Raw genomic sequence first — 19628 nt, 5'->3', positions numbered from 1 at the left:
CGGCGGCACGCGCGGGAGCCTACGGACCGCGCGGGGCGCCGGGCCATGCCCGCATCGCGGCCTCCGCGACCGCGCTGAGGCCCTCCCGTGACGTGCCGTCCCGCGCCTGGACCGACATCCCCAGCATGAGGGTCAAATAGAACGTGGCCAGCGCGGCGGCGTCCGTGTCGGACGCGAGCTCGCCGGCCTCGATGCCTCGCTGGATCCGCGCCTGGAGCGAGGCGCGCCAGCCCTCTCGGTGCCCCCGCAGCAAGTCCTGTACGGGCCGGGCGCCGGGGGAACACTGGGTCCCGGCCAGCGCGATCATGCAGCCGGACGGATGATCGGGTCGGGTGAACTCGTCGGCCGCCGTCTCGATCAGCCGCTGCACCGCGCCCCGGGCCGTCGGCTCCTCGGCAAAGATGCGGCCCATGTTCCCGTCCCCCCTGACGAGGTACCGATCGACCGCCGCCCGGAAGAGCTGCTCCTTGCCCCCGAACGTCGCGTAGAGGCTCGACGGGCTGATGCCCATCGCCGCGCTCAGCTCGTCGAGCGACGTCGCCTCGTACCCCCGGTCCCAGAACAGGACCATGGCCCGCTCCAGCGCCGCCTCCTGATCGAAGCAGCGCGGCCGCCCTCGCCCCCGCTGGACCCCCTCCGCCGCTTTTTTCATAACGACCGTTCCATAAATCGCTTGACGGACAGCAGCAACCTACTTAGCTTCCTTTTCAGGAACGATCGTTCCAAAAAAAAGGAGATCCTCTCGATGGGTACTACGTTGAAGGGCAAGGTTGCGCTGGTCACCGGGGGTTCACGGGGTATCGGGGCGGCGATCGCCAGGCGCCTGGCGCACGAGGGCGCCTCCGTGGCCCTCACCTATGCTGCGTCGCCCGCGAAGGCAGCGGAGGTGGTGCACGCCATCGAGGCGGCGGGCGGCAGGGCGATCGCTCTCCGGGCGGACAGCGCCGACGCCGAGGCGGTCAGGAGCGCCGTCGCCCAGACGGTGAAGATCTTCGGCCGGCTCGACGTGCTGGTGAACAACGCCGGCGTCGCCGCCCTCGCGCCCATCGAGCAGTTCTCGCTGGAGGAGTTCGATCGCCTCATGGCGGTGAACGTCAGGGGCCTCTTCGCCGCCACGCAGGAGTCCGTCCGCCACATGGGCGAGGGTGGGCGCATCATCAACATCGGGAGCATCAGCAGCGACGGAGTGCACATCCCCGGGATGGCCGTCTATGCCGCGACAAAGGCAGCGGTCGCCGGCCTGACACGCGGCTGGGCCCGGGAGCTCGGTCCGCGCGGCATCACGGTCAACAACGTCCAGCCTGGCCCCGTGGCCACCGACATGAACCCGGCCGACGGCCCGCTCGCCGCCGAGCTGAAAGGCCAGATCCCCGTGCAGCGCTACGGAAAGGACGACGAGATCGCCGGCATGGTGGCGTACCTGGCCGGCCCCGAGGGCGCCTTCGTCACGGGCGCCCAGCTGAAGATCGACGGCGGCATCACCGCCTGACCGGACAGGTCGTAGGATCGGGAACTTTTCGCGGGCCTCGCCGTGTCATGGGAGTGTCCGGCGAACGAGGCGGGGCAAAGCCCTCCTGCTCCCGGTCCAGCCATGCCCACGTCTCCCCACACCTCGTTCCTCGCTCGGCTCCTCGCCGAGCTCCCGTGCCTCCTGCGCGCGGCGCGTCGCCTGACGCGCTCCGAGCAGGACGCCGAGGATCTGGCGCAGGCGACGGTCGTGCGCGCGATCGAGCGGCACGCCGACCTGCGCGACGAGGATCGCATGCGCGCGTGGCTGCTCCGCATCGAGCGATCCGTGCTGCTCAACGCGACGCGCGGCGCGCGGCAGCGCCTCGAGGTGATCGAGGGCGGCCGCGGCGCCGAGTCGGTGCCGGAGCCGCGGGGCGATCTGGAGGCGGAGCTCCTCGAACGCGGCTTCGCCGACGAGGTCGAGCGCGCGCTCGCGCGCCTGCCCCCGGAGTGGCGCGAGGCGTTGCTTCTACGGGAGGTCGAGGATCTTTCCTACGAGGAGATCGCCGAGCTCCAGGCGTGCCCCGTGGGCACGGTGCGATCACGGCTCTCGCGGGCGCGGCTGGCGCTTGTCGAGGGCCTCTCCGAACGGCACGAGGAGACGTCATGGCAGGGTGCAACCGCGAGTGGTTCGAGAACATTTCGGCGTGGCACGACGGCGAGGTGACGACCGAAGACGCGGCGCGGATCGAGGCGCATGTCGCCGGTTGCGGGCCCTGCCGGCGCGCCGTGGAGGTCGTCGGCAGCGTGCGGCGCGCGCTCGTCGCGAAGGCGGACGGGGAGGTCCCGAAACGCCTGCGCGATCGGGCGGAGGCCGCCGCCGCGCGGAAGGCGCGCGCGCCGCGCCGCGGCCCCTGGGTGATCACGGCCGCCCTCGCCGCGGCCACGGCGGCCGCCGCGTTGCTCGTCGCCAGCCCGAGCCGGGACGTGGGCGCGGCGATGGCAGACGAGCTCGTGAGCCACCACGTGCGTGGCTTCGCGCGCGAGCGCCCGTGCGACCTGGAGTCCTCCGATCCGGGCGCCGTCGCCGGATGGCTCGAGGGGAAGCTCGGCTACGCGGTGACCGTCCCGGCGCTGTCCGGCGCGCGGCTTCTCGGGGCGCGCCTCTGCCAGATCGGGGGCACGCGCACGGCGGCGCTCATGTACGCGAGCGGGGACAAGCCGCTCACGGTGTTCGTGCCGCCGCCCGGCTCCGACGCCGCGACGGCGGCGCGCGCGCTCGCAGGGCGCGGCGTGGGGTGCACCCGGGGGCCGCTCGGCAACGCGATCTGCGCGAGGAGCGTGGAACAGCCGGTGCTCGCGGTCGCCGAAGTGGACGTGGCGGCGCTCGCGCCGGCGCTCGGCAGGCGCTGATCCCGGCCATCACGAGGACCCATGACGCTCGGCTCATTGCTTACGCTCTTTGGCGCAGGGCTCTTGACGTTCGCGTCGCCCTGCGTGCTCCCGATGCTCCCCGTCTACCTGTCGGCCCTCGGCGGCGCCGGGGCGCTCGGTGGTCCAGACCGCGCGGCGGCGAAGCGCAGCGTGCGCCTCGCGGGCGTCGGCTTCGCGATCGGCCTCGCGATCGTGCTCGTCGCGCTCGGCGCCGGCGCGTCGGCGGTCGCCGCGGCGCTCGCGCCCCATCGGCACGCGTTCACCGTCGTGTCCGGCGCGATCCTTGTGCTCTTCGGCGCGAAGCTCCTCGGTGTGCTGCGCCTCCCGTGGCTGGAGCGCGAGGCGCGCCCGCTCCTCTCCCGCCTCCCGGGCGCGGGCGGCTTCTGGGGAGGCATGCTCTTCGGGATCGCCTTCGCGGCAGGGTGGACGCCGTGCGTCGGCCCGGTGCTCGGCGCCGCGTTGACCTACGCGGCCGGCGCGGGTGCCAGCCCGCTCACCGGCGCGATCCAGCTCGGCGCTTACGCCGCGGGCCTCGCCGCGCCGCTCGTCGTCGCGGCCTTCGCCGGGCCCACGGCCGTCGAGCTCGCGCGTCGCCTGGTGCCGGCCACGCCGGTCCTCCAGCGCGTGACGGGGGCGCTGCTCGTGGTCCTCGGCATCGCGTTCGCGACCGGCCGTCTGGACGCCCTCTCGCCGGCGCCCGCGGCGGCCGTGGCTGCAAGCGCGCCCTGCGACGGCGGCCCCGCCGGCGCGTGCGCGGCCCCGGAGAGCGTCGTGGAGCACGGCGACGTCCCGCTGCTCGAGGGAAAGCCCCGGCTTGTCGAGTTCGAGAGCGCGCACTGCGCGGTGTGCGAGCGCATGGCGCCGCTCGTGAAGGAGCTCGAAGCGCGCTGCACCAAGGAGGCCGACACCGTCCTGCGCATCCGGGTCGACGATCCGCGCGGTCAGGCCCTCGCGGCACGTTACGGCGTACGCTTCGTGCCGACGTTCCTCAGCGTCGACGCCGCCGGGCAGGAGGTGGAGCGCGCCGTCGGCGAGCTGCCCCGCCAGCGGCTCGCGAGCCTGCTCGGCGACGTCCGCGGCGAGGCTTGCCCCCCTGCGCTGTGAGCGCCCGCGGCCGGGCTCTCTCCCTCATCACCCCCCGGAAACCACCCAAGCTCCGCGGAGCACCACGTGACCCGATCCGACAGGAGACGCCATCCGGATGAGCCGCGGAACATCGAACACCGAAGAGAGATATAGCCAGTGGGCACCCCTGCTCATGCGCCTGGTCATGGGCTATGGCTTCATCTTACATGGCTGGCGGCGACGGTTGTGGCCGTAGCCGGCTGATGACGTGTGGTAAGTCACGTTGTGCGCATCTCGATGTGGAGGCCTTGCTTATGAGAGCTCGATTTTCGTTGTTGCTATGGGGGATCTTGTCCGCGGCCGCGAGCGGCTGTGGTGACGGCGGCGATCCTGGCGGATCTTCGTCGGAGGGGGGCGGTGATCCGGGCGGCTCCACCGGAGGCCAGATCGCCACGGGGAGCAGCGGCGGCCCGGGCGCGAGCGGGGCGACGACGGCGAGCGGGGCGACGACGGCGAGCGGGGCGACGACGGCGAGCGGGGCAGGGGGCGAGAGCGCGGGCGCAGGCGGCGGGAGCGGCGGAGGCGGGCTCGGAGAGGGCGGGCTCGGAGGAGGGGGCGGCGGGAGCGGCGGGGGCGGCGACCTGGGGATCTGCCCGGGAGGACCGTATGCGGCCGATCCGCTGCCGGCGAACCGCAGGGCGCAGCAGGTGCGCGGCGGGTTCAACTACGTCGAGGGGCCGGTCTGGGTCGCCGAGCTCGGTGCGCTGTTCTTCTCGGAGATTCACCTCATGCAGGAGAACCAGCCGCCGCTCAATGGCCCGCGGGCGACGATCCGCCGGTTCACGCCTCCGGGCTCGTTCGAGGTGTTCGTCGAGAACAGCTCGACGAACGGTCTCGGCCTGTCCACGGACGGGAACCTGATCGCGTGCACCCACGACACGCGCAGCATCTCCGTGTTCGACCTCGGCACGAAGGCGCGGCGCCCGGTGGCCGAGGGCTATCAAGGCAAGCGGTTCAACTCGCCGAACGATGTCGCCGTGCGGGCCGACGGGAACGTCTATTTCACCGATCCGGCGTTCCAGCTCACCGGCCGGTCGGAGCTGCCGACGGCCGTGTACCGCGTGTCGCCGTCCGGCGAGGTGAGCGTCGTGGACACGATGGCCCAGCCGAACGGCGTCGCGCTCTCGCCCGACGGGCGCACGCTCTACGCCGGCGATTTCGGCGGCCAGATCCGGCGGTATGCGCTGGACGACGGCGGCGCGGCCGGCCCCTCCTCCGGGTTCGCCTCGAACCTCCAGGACGCTGACGGCATGGGCGTCGACTGCGCGGGCAACCTCTACGTCGGGTGGCTCCGCGGCGTCGAGGTCCTCGCGCCGGACGGCGCGAGGCTCGGCACCATCGAGGTGGGGGGCAAGGCGTCGAACGTCGCCTTCGGCGGGGCCGATCGGAAGACGCTCTACATCACGGCGGGCGGCTCGCTCTATTCGATCGACGTGAACATCCCCGGGTATCCCTACTGAGGTTCGCGGACGCCCCTCGTCTGGCGGGTCACCCGCCAGACGAGCCCCCCGCGAGGCGCGCGCGCACCTTGGCGAGCACCGCGACGTCGGCGGGCGGGAAGAGCTCGTCCCGGAGCTCGGGCGCCTCGGCCCAGCGCACGGCGGCGACGTCGAGCGCTGCCGGAGCGGGAGACCCTTCGGCGAAGGAGGCCTCGTAGAAGAGCAGCAGCACCGGCTTCGCCGGGTAGCGGTGATAGGTCACCTCCACGATGTCGCCGACGCGGGCCTCCACGCCGATCTCCTCGCGCAGCTCGCGGACGAGGGCGTCCCGCGGATCCTCGCCGGCCTCGACCTTGCCGCCCGGAAACTCCCACGCGCCCTCGAGGTGGGCCCCCACCTTGCGCTGCGTGAGCAGCACGCGGCCACGCTCGATGACGACGGCGGCGGAGACGAGGACGAGGGCAGGCGACGGATCGGACGCGGCGGACATATGGCGCCTAGAATGTCGACCGCGGCGCAGAAGACAAGGCCGGAGAGCCGCTCACGACAGCTCCGCAGCGAGGAACCGCATTGGCTGGATGCGGTCAGCTCCACCGAGAAAGTCACATCGATAAAGGGAATGCGCTGCAAGGGAATGCGCGCCGCGGCGCGGGCGACCAGGCCGCGGCGCGAGGCGCCAAGGAGCGGCCGCGCTCGGGGGGGGCCGCGCGGCGCGGCGCCGTCGTGTGGCGGCGGCGCAGCGCCGCGCGCCTCTGCCGGGATGGCCGCCGCGCTCGCCGGCCGCGGCTCCCGGCGCGGCGGCCTCGCCGGGAGCGAGCCCGCTTCCCTTTGCCGCCGAGGTATGGGATGCGCCTCGCATGAGCGTCACATACCGGGAAGCGGGGGTCGATATCGATGCAGGGGACGCGCTCGTCGAGCGCATCAAGCGGCTCGCGAAGCCGACGCGCATCCCCGAGGTGCTGGGCGATGTCGGCGGGTTCGCCGGGCTGTGCATGCTGCCGGGCGGCCTGTCCGAGCCGGTGCTGGTCAGCGGCACCGATGGGGTCGGCACCAAGCTGAAGGTGGCGTTCGCGACGGGCGTTCACGACACGGTCGGCATCGATCTCGTCGCCATGTGCGTGAACGACGTGGTGACGGTCGGCGCGCGGCCGCTGTTCTTTCTCGACTACTTCGGCACGGGCAAGCTCGACGTGGACGTGGGCGAGGCGGTGGTGCGCGGCATCGCCGAGGGCTGCAAGCAGGCCGGCTGCGCGCTCATCGGCGGCGAGACGGCCGAGCTTCCGGGAATGTACGCCGAGGGCGAGTACGACCTCGCCGGCTTCGCCGTGGGCGTCGTCGAGCGCTCGCGCATCCTCGACGGCAAGCGGATCGCGGCCGGCGACGCCGTGATCGGCGTGGCGTCGAGCGGGCTGCACTCGAACGGCTTCTCGCTCGCGCGGCGGGTGCTCGAGAAGGAGATGGGGCTCCGGATGAGCGACCGCGTGGACGATCTCGGCGCGACCGTGGGGGAGGCGCTGCTCACGCCGACCCGCATCTACGCCCGCGCGATCACGGCGCTCCTCGCGGCCTGCGGCGATGCGGTCCGGGGGCTGTCGCACATCACGGGCGGCGGCCTGCCGGGGAACCTCCCGCGCGTGCTGCCGGACGGGCTGGGCGCGCAGCTCGACCTCGGCTCGTACCAGCGGCCGGCGGTGTTCCAGGTGCTCCAGCGCGGCGGGCCGGTCGAGGAGGCCGAGATGCGGCGCACGTTCAACCTCGGCGTCGGGCTTGTCGCGGTCGTGGAGAAGGGCGCCGCGGACCGGGCCATCGAGGCGTTCGCCGGGAGCGGGGAGCGGGCCTGGGTGCTCGGCGAGGTGGTGTCGGTCGGCGACGTGCCCTTCGAGGAGCGCGTCCGGTTCGGATGAGGGAGCCGGCGAGCGCTGGGCGCGGCGCGCGGGCCGCGACGAGCAAGGGGCCGGCGCGGCCCGCGCTCACCCGTCTTCGAGCCGCGATCTCAGCTTCTTGATCGCCTCGTCGATGGTCCGGTTCGTCTTGTAACAGGGCCTCACCGCCGTCTCGAGCACGACCAGGGTGCGCTGGTCGCCCTCGGAGACGGCGCGATCGAGGAACGGCATCTTCTCGCCGCACGTGGCGTCGCGCAGCTCGAAGGAGATCCGGACGGCGGGCGTCCCGCGGGCTGCGATCTCCGGATCGCGGAGCAGCTTCGCCGCGCGGGTGGCCGGGGTGGAGCGGCCGCGGGTCTCGACGATCTCGTAGAGCACGTCGAGGCCAGCGGCCCCGAAGCGATTCGCGAGCGCGTCGAAGACCTTGTCGGCGAGCTCGCCGCCCGTCTTCGAGATGGCGATGGCGACGTTGCGCGCCGCGATCGCGACCGCGCGCTCGCGCAGCGCGGTCGGATCGCGCTCGGCGAGCAGGTTGAGCGCCTCGGCGGCCTTCACCCACCGGCGCGCCCTGGAGGCATCGGTGAGCGCCTTCCGAGCCGCGTCGTCGGGCGGAGGCTCGGCCGGCGCGTCGGGTACGGCGGTCGTCGCCGGCGCAGCGGCCTCGGGCGCCGCGGCGGCCGGCGCGGGCTCGCTCGTGGCGAGCGCGCTCGCGGGCGGGCTCGTCTGGCCGAGCTGGGGGTCCGGCTCGGGCGGGGCGCGCCCGCCGCCGGCGAGCGCTGCGATGACGCCCGCGGCGAGGAGGACGCCGCCCAGGTACGGGGCGATCCGGCCCAGGCGGCCGCCGAGGCCTGCGTGACTCGGTCGCGACGCGCGCGCTTCCTGGGCTGCGCGCTTCCGCCTGGCCTTCTCCTCGCGCTCCCGGGCGGCGCGCTCGGTCTCCTCGGCGAGCTTCCGCCTGGCTTCTTCCTCGCGCTCCCGGGCGATGCGCTCCGCCTCGGCGGCCTCCAGCTCCCGCAGCAGCGTCGGGGCGAAAGCAGGCCGCGAGCCGCTCATCCGTTCGGAGGTCGGCTCCGACGCGGGCGCGTCCTCCTCCGCGGGCGGCTCGTCCGGCGGCAGCGACGCCGGCGCAGCCGCCGGAGGCTCCTTCTCCGGCGGCTGCGCCTTGACGGACGGCGCTGGTGTCTTCGCCGATGCGGGCTCCTCCACGGAGGGCGCCGGCGGCTTCGAGGGCGCCGGCTCCGCTGCGGGCGCTGACGGCGGCTTCGATGACGCCGGCTTAGACGACGCCCTCTCCGCTGCAGGCGTTGACGGCGGCGTCGACGACGCCGGCTTAGACGACGCCCTCTCCGCTGCAGGCGTTGACGGCGGCGTCGACGACGCCGGCTTAGACGACGCCCGCTCCGCTGCGGGCGCTGACGGCGGCTTCGATGACGCCCGCTCGGCTGCACGCGCTGACGGCTCCTCCGTACCCGGCAGCGACGGTTGCTTCGGCGAGGGCTCCGACGGACCACGCTCCGACGGCTCGGGCGACGGCTCCGCCATCGGCTGCCGCGCGGACGTGGGCCCCGCCGGCTCCTTGGACGCCGGCTCTTCGAGCGACCCTGCCGGCTCCTCTGGCGCCAGAGACGGCGCCTCCAGCGGCAGCGGCGTCGAGACCGGCGGCGCCGGCTCCTGCAACGCCGGCTCCTTCGACGCCGGCTCCTTCGACGCCGGCTCCTTCGACGCGGCTTGCTCCTGCGATCGCGGCGACGGCGGGCCAGCGGCATCGCGGGCGGCTTCCTCCCGCGAGAACGCCACCTGGGCCATGAACGCCGCGCCGCCCACCGCGGTCGGGCGCGAGTCGCTCGACAGCCGCTCCTCCTCGGCCTCGGCCTCGGAAGCTGCGCGGCCGGCGGCTTCCTCCCGCGAGAACGCCACCTGGGCCATGAACGCCGCGCCGCCCACCGTGGTCGGGCGCGAGTCGCGCGTCAGCTCGGCGAAGAGGGTCGGCGTGTCGCGCACCGGCGTCGGCCGCGACTCGCCGGCGGCGTCTTCCTCGTCCTCGGCCGCCTCCACCGGCGCCGTCGCCCCCACCAGCGCCCAATCGCTCGCGCGCGCCGGCTCCGGCGCGCTCCCGCCGCTTCCGGCCGGCTCGCCGGCTGCCCGCTGCGCAGCCGGCTCCAGCTCGTCCGCCACATCCGTCAGCGAGACAAGGCACGAATCCCCGAGGACGATCGCCGAAGCGCCGCTGGAGCCGGCCTCGGGCTCGCGCGACAGCGCGCTGGGCAGGGGCGGCCGGTTGCTCGGCACGCGCGCCGCCTCCGCGATCGCGGGCACCGACGTCATCTCCGCCCTCGACCCCATCTCCGCCCTGGGCTCGGCCATCACGATCCCCGACGCGGCGCACGCCTCGTCGAGCGCCGCGATCAGCTCCGCCGCGCCCTCGAAGCGGGCGCGCGGCTGCTTCTCCAGGAGGCGCCGCACGACCGCCTCGATGGCCGGCGGGACCGCGACGCCGGGCGCATGCTCGGCGATCGCCGGAACGGGCGCGCTGCGCTGCTGGTTGAAGAGCGCGACCGGATCCTTGGCCAGGAACGGATGCTTGCCGGCCAGCATCTCGTAGAAGATCAGGCCGAGGGCATAGAGATCCGCCCGCTCGTCGACGAAATCCATCCCGAGCGCCGACTCGGGGGCGAGGTAGGCGATGGTCCCGAAGATCACCCCGGCCGTGGTGAGCCGGACCGGGAGCGGCTCCCCTTCTCTCCGCACGGACTCCGGCGACGCCGCGGATCGGCGCAGCTCGTCGACGCTCACCTTCGCGAGGCCGAAGTCGATGAGCTTCACGAAATCGCCCTGCGGCTCGACGACCATCACGTTGCGCGGCTTCACGTCGCGGTGGACGATGCCCATCGCGTGGGCCGCCCCGAGGCCCGCCGCGAGCTGCCTGGCGATCAGGGCGGCGCGCGCGGCGGGCATCGGCCCTCGCCGGATGATCTCGTGGAGCGTCGTGCCGCGGACGTACTCCAGGACCAGGAAGAACGAGCCGTCTTCTGCCTCGCCGAAATCGGTCGCGGTCGCGACGTTCCGGTGCTGGATGTGGGCGCCGGCGACCGCCTCGCGCTCGAAGCGCTGCACGAGCTCGGGGAGCCGCTCGGTGTCGGGGTGCAGGATCTTGATCGCGACGCGCTTGTGCATGTGCACGTGCTCGCCGCGGTAGACCGCGCCCATGCCACCCATGGCGATGACCTCGTCGATGCGGTACCGCTTCGAGACGACCCGCCCGAGGTAGGACATCGCGCGGTGCTTCGCGGCCTCGTCGGCGGTCAGGGGCGGCTCGGGCGGGCGTTCCGGCATCGTGGCGGGCGCCACCCTAACCCGAGCGGCGCGGCATTGGTAGGTTGGCCGGCCATCGTGGACCGGCCCCGGGTGAGGCCGGCTCTCGCCGCTCAGCCCCTCCGCGTCAACCGCTCCCAGTAGGCGTCGACAGCGTCGGCCTGATCGGGGATCCGCGCGCACTCCGAGAGCTCTCCCAGATCGAGCTCGGGGAGCATCCCGCTCCGCTCGACCTGCTCGTAGCCGCCCTCCCCCAGCAGGTGGACCGAGATACGTCCATCCTTCCAGATCCACACCTCGGGCACCTCAAGCCCGCGGTAGACGTCGAGCTTGTCGATGCCGCCGCTCGTGATGAACACCTCGATCGCGATATCGGGCCGCTTCTTGTTCACCTTGCCGACGCAGTAGCACTCGTCGGGCTCCAGGCCGCGCTGCCTCGCCTTGCGGCGGTACGTGGTCGAGCCATAGCCGTAGACGCGAACGCGGCGCGCCAGCGCCCACAGCTCGACGAGGCGCCCGATGCGCGTCTTGACATCCTCGTGGTCGGCCGACGGGCTCATGAGCTCCAGCACCCCTTCGCAGTAGGTCATCCGCAGCCCTGGGTGATCGTCGAGCAGCTTGCGCAGCGCGACGTACTCGTCCCAGGAGACGTTGGACATCACGAAGCGCTGCTCGCCCTGGCCGGACGGGGACGTCGAGGGCGCGGACAGCGGGGCGACGGCGACCATGAGCTGAGAATAGGCGGGCGCGGCGAGGCAGCAAGCGACGCTCCGCGGGCCGAGACGCGGCGCGCTCGGGCCGGTCGCACGGCGGGCGGCGCGCCGTGGCTCCGGGCGGGCCCCGCTCCGGAGCCGGACGGCCGCTGCCGCCCCGGATCTCTCCCGCGCCCGCCCCGGCCGTAGTATCTGCCCCCCATGCCCTCCCTCGATCTTGGCGTCCTCATCTCCGGCCGCGGCTCCAACCTCCAGGCGATCCTCGACGCGATCGCCGCCGGCCACCTCGACGCCCGCGTGCGGCTCGTCATCTCCAACCGGCCGGGCGTGGAGGGCCTCGCGCGCGCCGAGCGCGCCGGCATCCCGACGCGCGTCCTCCCGCACCAGGAGTTCGCCGATCGCGACGGCTTCGACGCCGCCGCCGTCGCGGCCCTCCGCGAGGCGGGCGCGACCTGGGTCGTCCTCGCCGGCTTCATGCGCCTGCTCACGACGACCTTCCTCGACGCCTTCCCGCACCGGGTCGTCAACATCCACCCCTCGCTCCTGCCCTCCTTCCCCGGCGTGGACGCCCAGCAGCAGGCGCTCGATCACGGCGTGCGCATCACCGGCTGCACCGTCCACCTCGTGGACGCCGGCACCGACACCGGGCCCATCCTCGCGCAGGCCGCCGTCCCCGTCCTCGAGGGGGACGACCACGACGCCCTCGCCGCGCGCATCCTCGTCCAGGAGCACGCCCTGCTCGTCCGCGCGCTCTCGTGGCTCGCCGAGGGGCGCCTCCAGATCGCGCCGTCCGCCGCGCCCGGCGGGCGGGCGCGCGCGACGATCGCCGGCGTCGACACCGCGCTCGGGCTCGCTCAGGTCGGCCCCGCGCCCGAATCGGTCGGGGAAGGGGCGTGATCCACAAGCACTACGACGTCATCGTCCTCGGCCGCTCCATCGGCGCGCTCACCGCCGCGGCGCTCCTCGCGCGGCGCGACTTCACGGTGATGGTCGTCGGGCACGGCGAGCGCCCGCCCACCTACCGCCTCGACCAGCACGTCCTCCGCCGGCGCGCCTTCACCATGCTCGCCGAGCCCTCGCCGGCGTGGCGCCGCTTCCTCGTCGAGCTCGCCCAGTCGCAGACCTGGAAGCGCCGCATCGTCCCGGCCATGCCCATGCTGCAGGTCGTCGCGCCGCGCCGGCGCCTCGACGTGCCGCCCGACATGGTCCTCTTCGGCCGCGAGATCGACCGTGAGTTCCCCGAGCTCCGGCGCGTCGTCGACGAGCTCTACGCCGAGCTCGCCCACGTCAACGGCGCCGCCGACGACGCGTTCTCGCACGACGCCCTCTGGCCGCCGGGCACGTTCTGGGAGCGGCGCGAGACCGCGCGTTACGCCGCCATGCTCCCCTATGCGCGCGCCGAGCCCGACGCCGACCTGCTCGTCGAGTTCCCGCGCGGCCACCTGTTCCGCTCGATCGTCACGCAGTCCGTCCTCTTCGCCACGGATCTCTCGGCGCTCCCGCCCCCCTTCGCGGTGGCGCGCCTGCACGGGGCGTGGACGCGCGGGCTGATGATGGTCCCGCGCGGCGAGGAGGAGATCGAGGAGTTCCTCGTCGAGCGCATCCTCGCCCACGGCGGCCGCTGTCTCCTCGACGAGCGCGCCGCGTCGGTCCACGTCCGCCGCGGCACCGCGGCGGGGGTCCTCCTCGACGGCGACGATCACCCGAACGGCAGCAGCTTCGTGATCACCGACATGGATGGCGAGACGCTCGCGAGCCTGTCGGGCGGCGAGGGCATCCACAAGCGCGCGCTGCGCGAGTGGCCCCGCATCACCTCCTCGGTCGGCCGCTTCGTCGTGTCGCTCATCGTGCGCCGCGAGGGCTTGCCCGAGCCGCTCGGCCCCGAGGCGCTCCTGCTCCCCTTCCAGTCCGTGCCCGCCGGCCGCTCGCTCGTGCCCCCGCCTCCGCGCGCGCCGGGCGACGGGCGGCCGAGCTCGCCGCGCCACACGCGGCCGGCCGGGCCATTGCGCCCCGTGATCCACCTCCAGCGCTGCGATCTCCCGCCGCCCTCGACCGACACGCTGCTCGTGGCGGAGATCCTGCTCGCCGACCGGAGCCCGCTGTCGTTGCTCGAGGCGCGCCAGGCGGTGCTCGACGCGCTCACGGCCGAGCTCCCGTTCCTCGAGCGCCACCTCGTGGTCGTCGACTCGGTGCACGACGGCCTGCCCGTGTGGCTCTACGACGGCCAGCGCCGCCGCCTGGTCGAGCGGGCGCTGCTGAAGGGCGCCGCCCCGGGCGCGGAGCCGATGGTGCGCCAGCTCGAGGTCGACCCGCCCGGCTACCTCGGGCTCGCGGGCGAGCCGATCCGCGGTCCCATCGAGCGGACGCTGCTCGTCGGCCGGAGCGTGCTGCCCGGCCTCGGCCAGGAGGGCCAGCTGCTCGCCGCCTGGGGCGCGGCGCGGCTCGTGACCCGGACCGACCGGCGGAAGGAGCGGATGCGGCGAGACATGTGGAGCAAGGTGGAGATCGGATAGCACCGCGTCGCCCGGGCTGTCCCTGGCTTGCTGAGAGAAGGGGCCACAGAGGCACAGAGGAGGAGCACGGCAGATCGAGGCGAGACTCGATGTCTCCGGGGCTCCGTATCTCAGGAGGATCGGGGAAAGACCTGGAAGAATCCGTCGCGCTCGACCACGGAGAGCGGCACGTCGAACAGGCGCGACAGGTTGTCGTCGGTCAGCGCCTCGCGCTTCGGGCCGTCGGCGAAGACGCGGCCTTTGCCGAGCAGGACGACCCGCTCGATCTCCGGGGGGATCTCGTGCACGTGGTGCGTCACCAGGATCAGCGTCTTGCCGTGCCGCACGAGGCGCCTGAGCAGGTCGACGAGCTCGAACGCGGCCTTCAGGTCGAGGCTCGTGGTCGGCTCGTCGAGCACCAGCGCCTCCGGATCGTGCACGAGCGCGCGCCCGAGCAGGCAGCGCCGCTGCTCGCCGGCGGACATCTCCGCGATGGGCTTGTCGCCGAGGTGCGCCACGCCGAGCTCGCGGAGCACCGCCTCGGCCCGCCCGCGCTGCGCGCCCGTCGGCGGCTCGTGCTCGTGCAGCCCGGCGCTCGCGAAGAAGCCGGAGAGCACCACGTCGAGGCCCCGCACCTCCCGCGGATAGGCCATCTGGAGCTCGTACGACACGAGCCCCAGCCGGCGCCGGAGCGCGAAGACATCCCACCTCTCTCGCCCGAGGATCCGCACGCCCGAGCCCGCGCGGTGGACCGGGTAGATCTCCCGCGAGAGCAGCCTGAGCAACGTCGATTTCCCGGCCCCGTTGGGCCCGAGGATCGCGGTGCTCTCCCCCTGCTCGATGCGCAGCGACAGCCCCTCGAAGACGCGCGTATCGCCGCGGTACACCTCGGCGTCCTCGATCTCGATGAGCGCGGGCGAGCTCATCGCTTCACTCCACGGTTCGCGTACATGCGACGCAGACTACTGGAGCGCTTCGCTGGATAAAAGTATTACATTCTACCCGTCCAGGACCGCAATTCAAGCACTTCTGGCAGACAACACACCATTTCACACATCGGGCCCGCATGTCGGGCTCGCATGTCGGGACATGTCGGACAGAACAACATGTCTCGCACGGGAAGCCGACCTTCCTCGATTCGAATTTTCTTTTGATGCCCTGATGGGCGCGTTCGGCGTCTTGCGTGTCTTGCGCGTCTTGCGTGTCTTGCGTGTTTTGCGCGTACCTGCCCGCATTTACCCTTGTTTTCCCTCGCTCTCGGCGGAGGAATCAGGGGATCCGTGGTGGATCATCCGTGCCCCGGATCGGCGATCCACTCCATCGGTCACTCAGCATCTCTCGCGGACAGGCATCGTCGAAATTCTGCCCATGAATCGGCATTCACCGATCTCGAGAGATGATGGCCCGACCGTTGCAGTTGCGCCGAGCACCTTCATCAAGTGCCCCGCGCCAAGCTGAAGCTGGCACTCGGGAGTGAAAAATCCGACGCGGCGCCGAGCCGCGCGGCCACTTGGAGATTGACATAATGACGAGGATCAAGGGTTCGCTTTGGGGTGCTGGAGCGGTGTCGTGCATGGTCGCCGTCCTCGGCGGGTGCATCGTTGCCGCGGATGACGGCTCCAGCGTCTCGGAAGAGAACGAGATTTTCGCCGACGAGGCAGCAGCTGCCGCAGCGGCATCACAGATGCGCTTCGGCGTTGCTCCGCAGTGGAGCCAGACCTGGTCGCCGCCCTCGTCCGGGCCGGCGAATGTCGATGTGGTCGCCGTCGGCGACTGGCTGCAGTCGAACGGTTTCACCTCCACACATCAGAGCAAGCTTCAGCAGATTGTCAGCAAAGGGAAGACGCCCTACCTCTTCGGCTACATCGCCACGGACATGACGAAGAAGGGGCTCGGGTCCGACCGCGACTGCGACGGCGACGCCGGCGCTCCGCTGTGCCAGCGGGGCGCGGCGTACGTGCGCAGCAACATCGGCGCGATGGTGACCAAGTACAGGCAGGCGGCGCAGGGGATCAACACGGCCCTCGGCGGCAGGGCGGTCGAGCCGCTGATCCACATCGAGCCGGACTGGTACCAGTTCTCGCAGACGGCGCAGCAGAACGCGCTCACGGAGACGGAGTCCGACAACTACATCAACCAGATCCTCGGCGCCATCAAGTCGGGCTGCCCCTCGTGCAAGGTGGTCATCGACTTCAGCCCGTGGTTCAGCCCGTCGGCCACCCGGTGGGCGTCCTCGGTCAGCGACTTCTACGACGGCTGGGATCGCAGCGTGGTCAAGTACGTCGGCCTCACGGGCAAGCAGTTCCCGTTCACCGAGGGCAAGATCGACAACTTCACTTACCGCGAGATCACGCGCGCGCTCAGCCTGCCGCTCGTCATCGTCGACGCGTACACGTTCGGCGGCGGCCCGATCAACGTCGACTCCACCTGGCTCAACGAGAGCAACGTCGCCAAGGCCGTCGACATGGGCGTCGCGATCGTCCTGCTGTCGCAGACGGGCGATGTCGCCGGCTACGACAGCTTCATCGCCCGCGTGAAGGGCGACAGCTCCAGCAGCAGCAGCAGCTCCAGCAGCAGCAGCAGCAGCAGCAGCAGCAGCTCCAGCAGCAGCAGCTCCAGCAGCAGCAGCAGCTCCAGCAGCGGCTCCGGCGGCTCCGGCGGCTCCGGCGGCAGCGGCGGCTCCGGCGGCAGCGGCGGCTCCGGCGGCTCCGGCGGCAGCGGCGGCTCCGGCGGCGGCACAAGCACGAGCGGCGTGCGCGCCGAGCCCAGCAACGTGAGTGTCACCATCACCCCCAACTCGACGTGGACGGGCGGCTACTGCAACAACGTCACCGTGACGACGACGGGCTCCAACGTCACGTGGAAGGCGTACGTGCCCTCGAAGGGGGCCACGCTCCGCGACTTCTGGAGCGCCAGCGGCACCACGACGGGCACCGACTTCGTGTTCGTCGGATCGGGCTGGAGCGCCAAGGTCAGCGCTGGAGCGGGTATCTCGTTCGGGTACTGCGCGAACGGCTCGCGCTGACCCCTGATCGACGAGCGACGCGCCGGCCGACGAGGCAAGCAGCGCCTCTCGGCGGCGCGGCGCTCCAGCCCGCATCGATGCGCCGAGCGACACGGAGGGACGAAAGCCCCTCCGGACTCCCCCTCTTCTCCTCCCGCTCCCCGTTGCGCTCTCCCGCGCCCCGCGCCTTTTGGTATCCTCGGCGCACCGTGCCCCCCGCCCCGCAGCGCTCTCTCCTCGCCGGCGACGGCCCGGCCACGTCCGCCCAGGCCGCCGCCCCGCGCGCGCGTCGTCCGGTCCGGAGCGCCGCATGCCGCTGAAGCTCCGGGTCACCTGGCGCAACGCGGGCAGCCCGCTGCTGCCGGATGCGCTCTCCGAGGTGCAGGCGACGGCCGACGACGCGCCGCTGCCCCTCGCCGCCGCGGGCCCGGGGCTGCGCGAGTTCGCGATCCCCGCCGGCGCGGCGCGCGTCGCGCTCAACGCGCGCTTCTCCGCGGCCTTCGGCGCCTTCGAGGACGTCCCCGCCCTGCAGGAAGAGGTCCTGTCGGTCGAGCAGGCCTTCGACGTCGCCGGCGGGGGGACGTCGCTCGACCCCGCCCCGGACCCGACGCTCGGGCAAGCGCACCCGCTCGTCGACGTGAAGTCGACGCCGGGCCTCGCGCTCGCGCAGATCAGGACCGATTTCGTCGATATCACCCCGTTCTGGATGGCCTACGCGAGGTACACGGACGAGTACCAGCGCGAGCACCAGCCCGGCACCGAGCTCGTGGCCCTCGGCGCCACCGCGGGAGAGCCGAAGATCTGGTTCGCGAGCATCCCGGAGGCCTGCAAGGCGCCGCCGGACGGCGGGATCTCGGCCCTCGTGTTCTACCGGCCGGAAGGGTACGCCTATACCCGGGTCGATCAGCGCCACGAGATGTTCGGGCTGAATCGATACCTGCTCGGGCCCGACCCGGATCCGGACGCCTCGTTCTGGGCGCGCGACGTGTTCGCGCGCGATCCGCGCGATCAGTCCCGCTGGGTGTATCTCCGCTGCGGCTTCGAGGAGGCGCTCGCCGCGAGCGGCAAGGCGGTGGTCATGCTGCACCCGTGGCCGAGCGGGACGAGCTTCGGCGCCGCGACGACCGCGAGCCTGCCCGGCCTCGCCGAGGCGGCGCTCCGCTTCCTCGGGGGCGCGCAGAAGATCGGGATCGGACCGGGCGGGGCGCGGCTCGGGAAGCTGGGGCTCGCGGGCTTCAGCGCCGGCGGGCTACCCCTGTGGCAGGCGCTGGCCGCCAACCTGGGACGGGTGAGCGAGGTGTTCGCCTTCGACGCCCGCGGCATCGCGAGGAGCGAGGCCACGCTCCTCCGCTGGTACAGCGGCGACGCCTCGCGCCGGCTGCGGATGACCGGCGGGTACCAGCTCGACGCGAACGCGGCGATCCGGCGGAGGCTCGCCGGCGACGCGGACGTGGCGCGCCTCTCGAGCCTGCCGCCCGACAAGAGCGGCTATCTCCCCGGGGTGAGTCCGCGCTGGGATCACGTGTGCTCCTCGCTCGAGGAGAGCGAGAAGGACACCTATCTGAACGCCGAGTGGGTATGGCACCAGTTCGCTGTGTTCGGCGGCTTTCCGAGAGCCGGAGAGCCGAGCGCGTCCACGTTCCTCCAGCGCTTCCTCGAGGAGTCGGACCTCTGATGCGCCTTTGCGTCGAACTCTCCCCTCACGCCGCCGCGATGAGCCGCGCCAGCGCGCGCATGTCCCCGTCGTCGCCGAGCCGCGAGAGCGCCGCGCGCGCCCTCGCCAGCGCGGGCTCGACGTAGCGCAGGTAGCCCGGATCCGCGCCGATGCGGTCGATGAAGACGAAGCGCCCGGCGTCCTTGAGCTTGCGCTGGACCGTGACCAGCTCGAACTCCCGGCCGAGCGCGTCGCGCCCCGGCCGATCGAGCGAGGCGGCCGCGGCGTAGTCGTCGAGGCGCGCCTCGACGAACCGTCGATCGAGGTCCTGGAAGCTGTCGTTGAGGAGCGTCGCCAGATCGTAGGCGCGCGGGCCGAGGAGGGCGTCCTGGAAGTCGAGCCAGGCGACCTCGAGGCCCCCGCCCGGCGCGTCCACGATCATCAGGTTGCGGCTCTGGAAGTCGCGGTGGACGAAGCCCCGCGGCCACACGGCGATGCGCCGGGCGAGGCGATCCGCGAGCGCGTCGAACTCGGCCCGCGCGGCGTCGTCGAGCCGGAGCCCGCGCGCGTCGAGCGCCCACGCGCGGAAATGGTCGAGCTCCCAGCGCAGCAGCGTCGCGTCGAGCGCGCAGGCGTCGACGATCGAGCCGCGCGGGAGCGCCGCGAGCGCCCGCTGCGCCCGGGCGAGATCGCGCACCGCCAGGGCGTAGACCTCGGCGCGACGGGCGGGCTCGCGCTCGACGAAGGCCGAGAGCGTCCGGTCCCCGAGGTCCTCGAGGAGGAGCAGGCCGTGCTCGCAGTCCTCCGCGAGCAGCGCCGGCACCCGGACGCCGCGCTCGCGCAGCAGCGCGTGCACCTCCAGGAACGGCCACCGCGGAGCAGCGGCGCCGGCCGCCGTGCCCTCCCCCTCCTCGCTCGGCGCGAACATCGCGACCGCCGTGCCGGCCGGCGTGACGACGCGCAGGTAACGCCGGCACGACACGCCGCCGCGCAGCGGGACCAGCGACGACGGCACGTGGCCCGTGGCCCGCTGGACGAGCCGGAGCAGGGCGTCGGGGTCGAGCTCGCGCACGCCCCTTCGTACGCCGGCAGACCCCACGAGCGCCAGCCTTCACGGCGCGAT

At 72.9% G+C, this 19628-nt stretch carries 16 protein-coding genes; 10 read left to right on the top strand and 6 right to left on the bottom strand.

Features of this window, described 5'->3' with window-relative positions; translation table 11 throughout:
- Positions 1-19: 19 nt before the first annotated feature.
- A complete protein-coding gene (locus WMF28_RS41955; RefSeq protein WP_437599358.1) occupies positions 20-652 on the bottom strand; it encodes a TetR/AcrR family transcriptional regulator in 633 nt (210 codons plus the stop codon).
- 93 nt (positions 653-745) lie between these two features.
- On the opposite strand from WMF28_RS41955, the gene WMF28_RS41950 reads away from it, so the two are divergent.
- The 5 genes from WMF28_RS41950 to WMF28_RS41930 all read left to right on the top strand — a co-directional run bounded on the left by WMF28_RS41950 (position 746) and on the right by WMF28_RS41930 (position 5468).
- Entirely contained in the window at positions 746-1489 is a 744-nt protein-coding gene (locus WMF28_RS41950) for a 3-oxoacyl-ACP reductase family protein (protein WP_437599357.1), read from the top strand.
- A gap of 102 nt (positions 1490-1591) precedes the next feature.
- Positions 1592-2176 (top strand): RNA polymerase sigma factor, encoded by a 585-nt coding sequence (locus WMF28_RS41945; protein WP_437599356.1) that lies wholly within the window; start codon positions 1592-1594, stop codon positions 2174-2176.
- Entirely contained in the window at positions 2116-2862 is a 747-nt protein-coding gene (locus tag WMF28_RS41940) for a zf-HC2 domain-containing protein (RefSeq protein ID WP_437599355.1), read from the top strand. Before WMF28_RS41945 ends, WMF28_RS41940 begins: the two co-directional genes overlap by 61 nt.
- Positions 2863-2883: 21 nt before the next feature.
- A complete protein-coding gene (locus WMF28_RS41935; RefSeq protein WP_437599354.1) occupies positions 2884-3987 on the top strand; it encodes a cytochrome c biogenesis protein/redoxin in 1104 nt (367 codons plus the stop codon).
- Positions 3988-4298: 311 nt separating this feature from the next.
- Positions 4299-5468, top strand: a complete 1170-nt coding sequence (locus tag WMF28_RS41930; protein WP_437599353.1) for an SMP-30/gluconolactonase/LRE family protein — start codon at positions 4299-4301, stop codon at positions 5466-5468.
- Between the two features lie 28 nt (positions 5469-5496).
- Here WMF28_RS41930 and WMF28_RS41925 read toward each other — a convergent pair whose 3' ends face one another.
- Positions 5497-5937, bottom strand: coding sequence for a (deoxy)nucleoside triphosphate pyrophosphohydrolase (locus WMF28_RS41925; protein WP_437599352.1), 441 nt, complete (start codon positions 5935-5937; stop codon positions 5497-5499).
- A gap of 367 nt (positions 5938-6304) precedes the next feature.
- Here WMF28_RS41925 and purM point away from each other — a divergent pair, with 367 nt between their 5' ends.
- Positions 6305-7351 carry a phosphoribosylformylglycinamidine cyclo-ligase gene (gene purM, locus WMF28_RS41920; RefSeq protein WP_437599351.1) on the top strand — a complete coding sequence of 349 codons (1047 nt, stop codon included), beginning with the start codon at positions 6305-6307 and terminating at the stop codon, positions 7349-7351.
- A 66-nt stretch (positions 7352-7417) separates the two neighbouring features.
- Here the strand turns inward: purM and WMF28_RS41915 are convergent, their stop codons facing one another.
- Together WMF28_RS41915 and WMF28_RS41910 are read right to left on the bottom strand one after the other, a co-directional pair.
- Positions 7418-10663 (bottom strand): protein kinase domain-containing protein, encoded by a 3246-nt coding sequence (locus WMF28_RS41915; RefSeq protein ID WP_437599350.1) that lies wholly within the window; start codon positions 10661-10663, stop codon positions 7418-7420.
- A 92-nt stretch (positions 10664-10755) separates the two neighbouring features.
- Positions 10756-11370, bottom strand: coding sequence for a Uma2 family endonuclease (locus WMF28_RS41910; RefSeq protein WP_437599349.1), 615 nt, complete (start codon positions 11368-11370; stop codon positions 10756-10758).
- 186 nt (positions 11371-11556) lie between these two features.
- Between WMF28_RS41910 and purN the strand changes: the two genes are divergently transcribed.
- Both purN and WMF28_RS41900 read left to right on the top strand, forming a co-directional pair.
- Positions 11557-12252: a phosphoribosylglycinamide formyltransferase gene (gene purN, locus WMF28_RS41905; RefSeq protein ID WP_437599348.1), complete on the top strand. Its 696-nt coding sequence runs from the start codon at positions 11557-11559 to the stop codon at positions 12250-12252.
- Entirely contained in the window at positions 12249-13868 is a 1620-nt protein-coding gene (locus WMF28_RS41900) for an NAD(P)-binding protein (RefSeq protein WP_437599347.1), read from the top strand. The genes purN and WMF28_RS41900 overlap by 4 nt, the downstream gene beginning before the upstream one ends.
- A 110-nt stretch (positions 13869-13978) precedes the next feature.
- Here the strand turns inward: WMF28_RS41900 and WMF28_RS41895 are convergent, their stop codons facing one another.
- Positions 13979-14773 (bottom strand): ABC transporter ATP-binding protein, encoded by a 795-nt coding sequence (locus WMF28_RS41895; protein WP_437599346.1) that lies wholly within the window; start codon positions 14771-14773, stop codon positions 13979-13981.
- A 647-nt stretch (positions 14774-15420) separates the two neighbouring features.
- Here WMF28_RS41895 and WMF28_RS41890 point away from each other — a divergent pair.
- Together WMF28_RS41890 and WMF28_RS41885 are read left to right on the top strand one after the other, a co-directional pair.
- Positions 15421-16872 carry a cellulose binding domain-containing protein gene (locus WMF28_RS41890; protein ID WP_437599345.1) on the top strand — a complete coding sequence of 484 codons (1452 nt, stop codon included), beginning with the start codon at positions 15421-15423 and terminating at the stop codon, positions 16870-16872.
- Positions 16873-17161: 289 nt separating this feature from the next.
- A complete protein-coding gene (locus tag WMF28_RS41885) occupies positions 17162-18526 on the top strand; it encodes a hypothetical protein (RefSeq protein ID WP_437599344.1) in 1365 nt (454 codons plus the stop codon).
- Positions 18527-18551: 25 nt separating this feature from the next.
- Here WMF28_RS41885 and WMF28_RS41880 read toward each other — a convergent pair whose 3' ends face one another.
- Positions 18552-19577 (bottom strand): aminoglycoside phosphotransferase family protein, encoded by a 1026-nt coding sequence (locus WMF28_RS41880; protein WP_437599343.1) that lies wholly within the window; start codon positions 19575-19577, stop codon positions 18552-18554.
- Positions 19578-19628 lie beyond the last annotated feature (51 nt).

Origin of the sequence: Sorangium sp. So ce590, from assembly GCF_051521365.1 — a bacterium.
Classification (GTDB): domain Bacteria; phylum Myxococcota_A; class Polyangia; order Polyangiales; family Polyangiaceae; genus Sorangium.
The sequence above is the reverse complement of the archived record's forward strand: the minus strand, read 5'-3'. Positions and strand labels throughout refer to the sequence as shown.

What these genes read in the sequence shown, in the direction of transcription:
- WMF28_RS41910 (WP_437599349.1), bottom strand. Translation starts at nt 11,370, where the DNA reads ATGGTCGCCGTCGCCCCGCTGTCCGCGCCCTCGACGTCCCCGTCCGGC.
- WMF28_RS41925 (WP_437599352.1), bottom strand. Translation starts at nt 5,937, where the DNA reads ATGTCCGCCGCGTCCGATCCGTCGCCTGCCCTCGTCCTCGTCTCCGCC.
- WMF28_RS41935 (WP_437599354.1), top strand. Translation starts at nt 2,884, where the DNA reads ATGACGCTCGGCTCATTGCTTACGCTCTTTGGCGCAGGGCTCTTGACG.
- purN (WP_437599348.1), top strand. Translation starts at nt 11,557, where the DNA reads ATGCCCTCCCTCGATCTTGGCGTCCTCATCTCCGGCCGCGGCTCCAAC.
- WMF28_RS41945 (WP_437599356.1), top strand. Translation starts at nt 1,592, where the DNA reads ATGCCCACGTCTCCCCACACCTCGTTCCTCGCTCGGCTCCTCGCCGAG.
- WMF28_RS41895 (WP_437599346.1), bottom strand. Translation starts at nt 14,773, where the DNA reads ATGAGCTCGCCCGCGCTCATCGAGATCGAGGACGCCGAGGTGTACCGC.
- purM (WP_437599351.1), top strand. Translation starts at nt 6,305, where the DNA reads ATGAGCGTCACATACCGGGAAGCGGGGGTCGATATCGATGCAGGGGAC.
- WMF28_RS41885 (WP_437599344.1), top strand. Translation starts at nt 17,162, where the DNA reads ATGCCGCTGAAGCTCCGGGTCACCTGGCGCAACGCGGGCAGCCCGCTG.
- WMF28_RS41940 (WP_437599355.1), top strand. Translation starts at nt 2,116, where the DNA reads ATGGCAGGGTGCAACCGCGAGTGGTTCGAGAACATTTCGGCGTGGCAC.
- WMF28_RS41890 (WP_437599345.1), top strand. Translation starts at nt 15,421, where the DNA reads ATGGTCGCCGTCCTCGGCGGGTGCATCGTTGCCGCGGATGACGGCTCC.
- WMF28_RS41955 (WP_437599358.1), bottom strand. Translation starts at nt 652, where the DNA reads ATGAAAAAAGCGGCGGAGGGGGTCCAGCGGGGGCGAGGGCGGCCGCGC.
- WMF28_RS41950 (WP_437599357.1), top strand. Translation starts at nt 746, where the DNA reads ATGGGTACTACGTTGAAGGGCAAGGTTGCGCTGGTCACCGGGGGTTCA.
- WMF28_RS41915 (WP_437599350.1), bottom strand. Translation starts at nt 10,663, where the DNA reads ATGCCGGAACGCCCGCCCGAGCCGCCCCTGACCGCCGACGAGGCCGCG.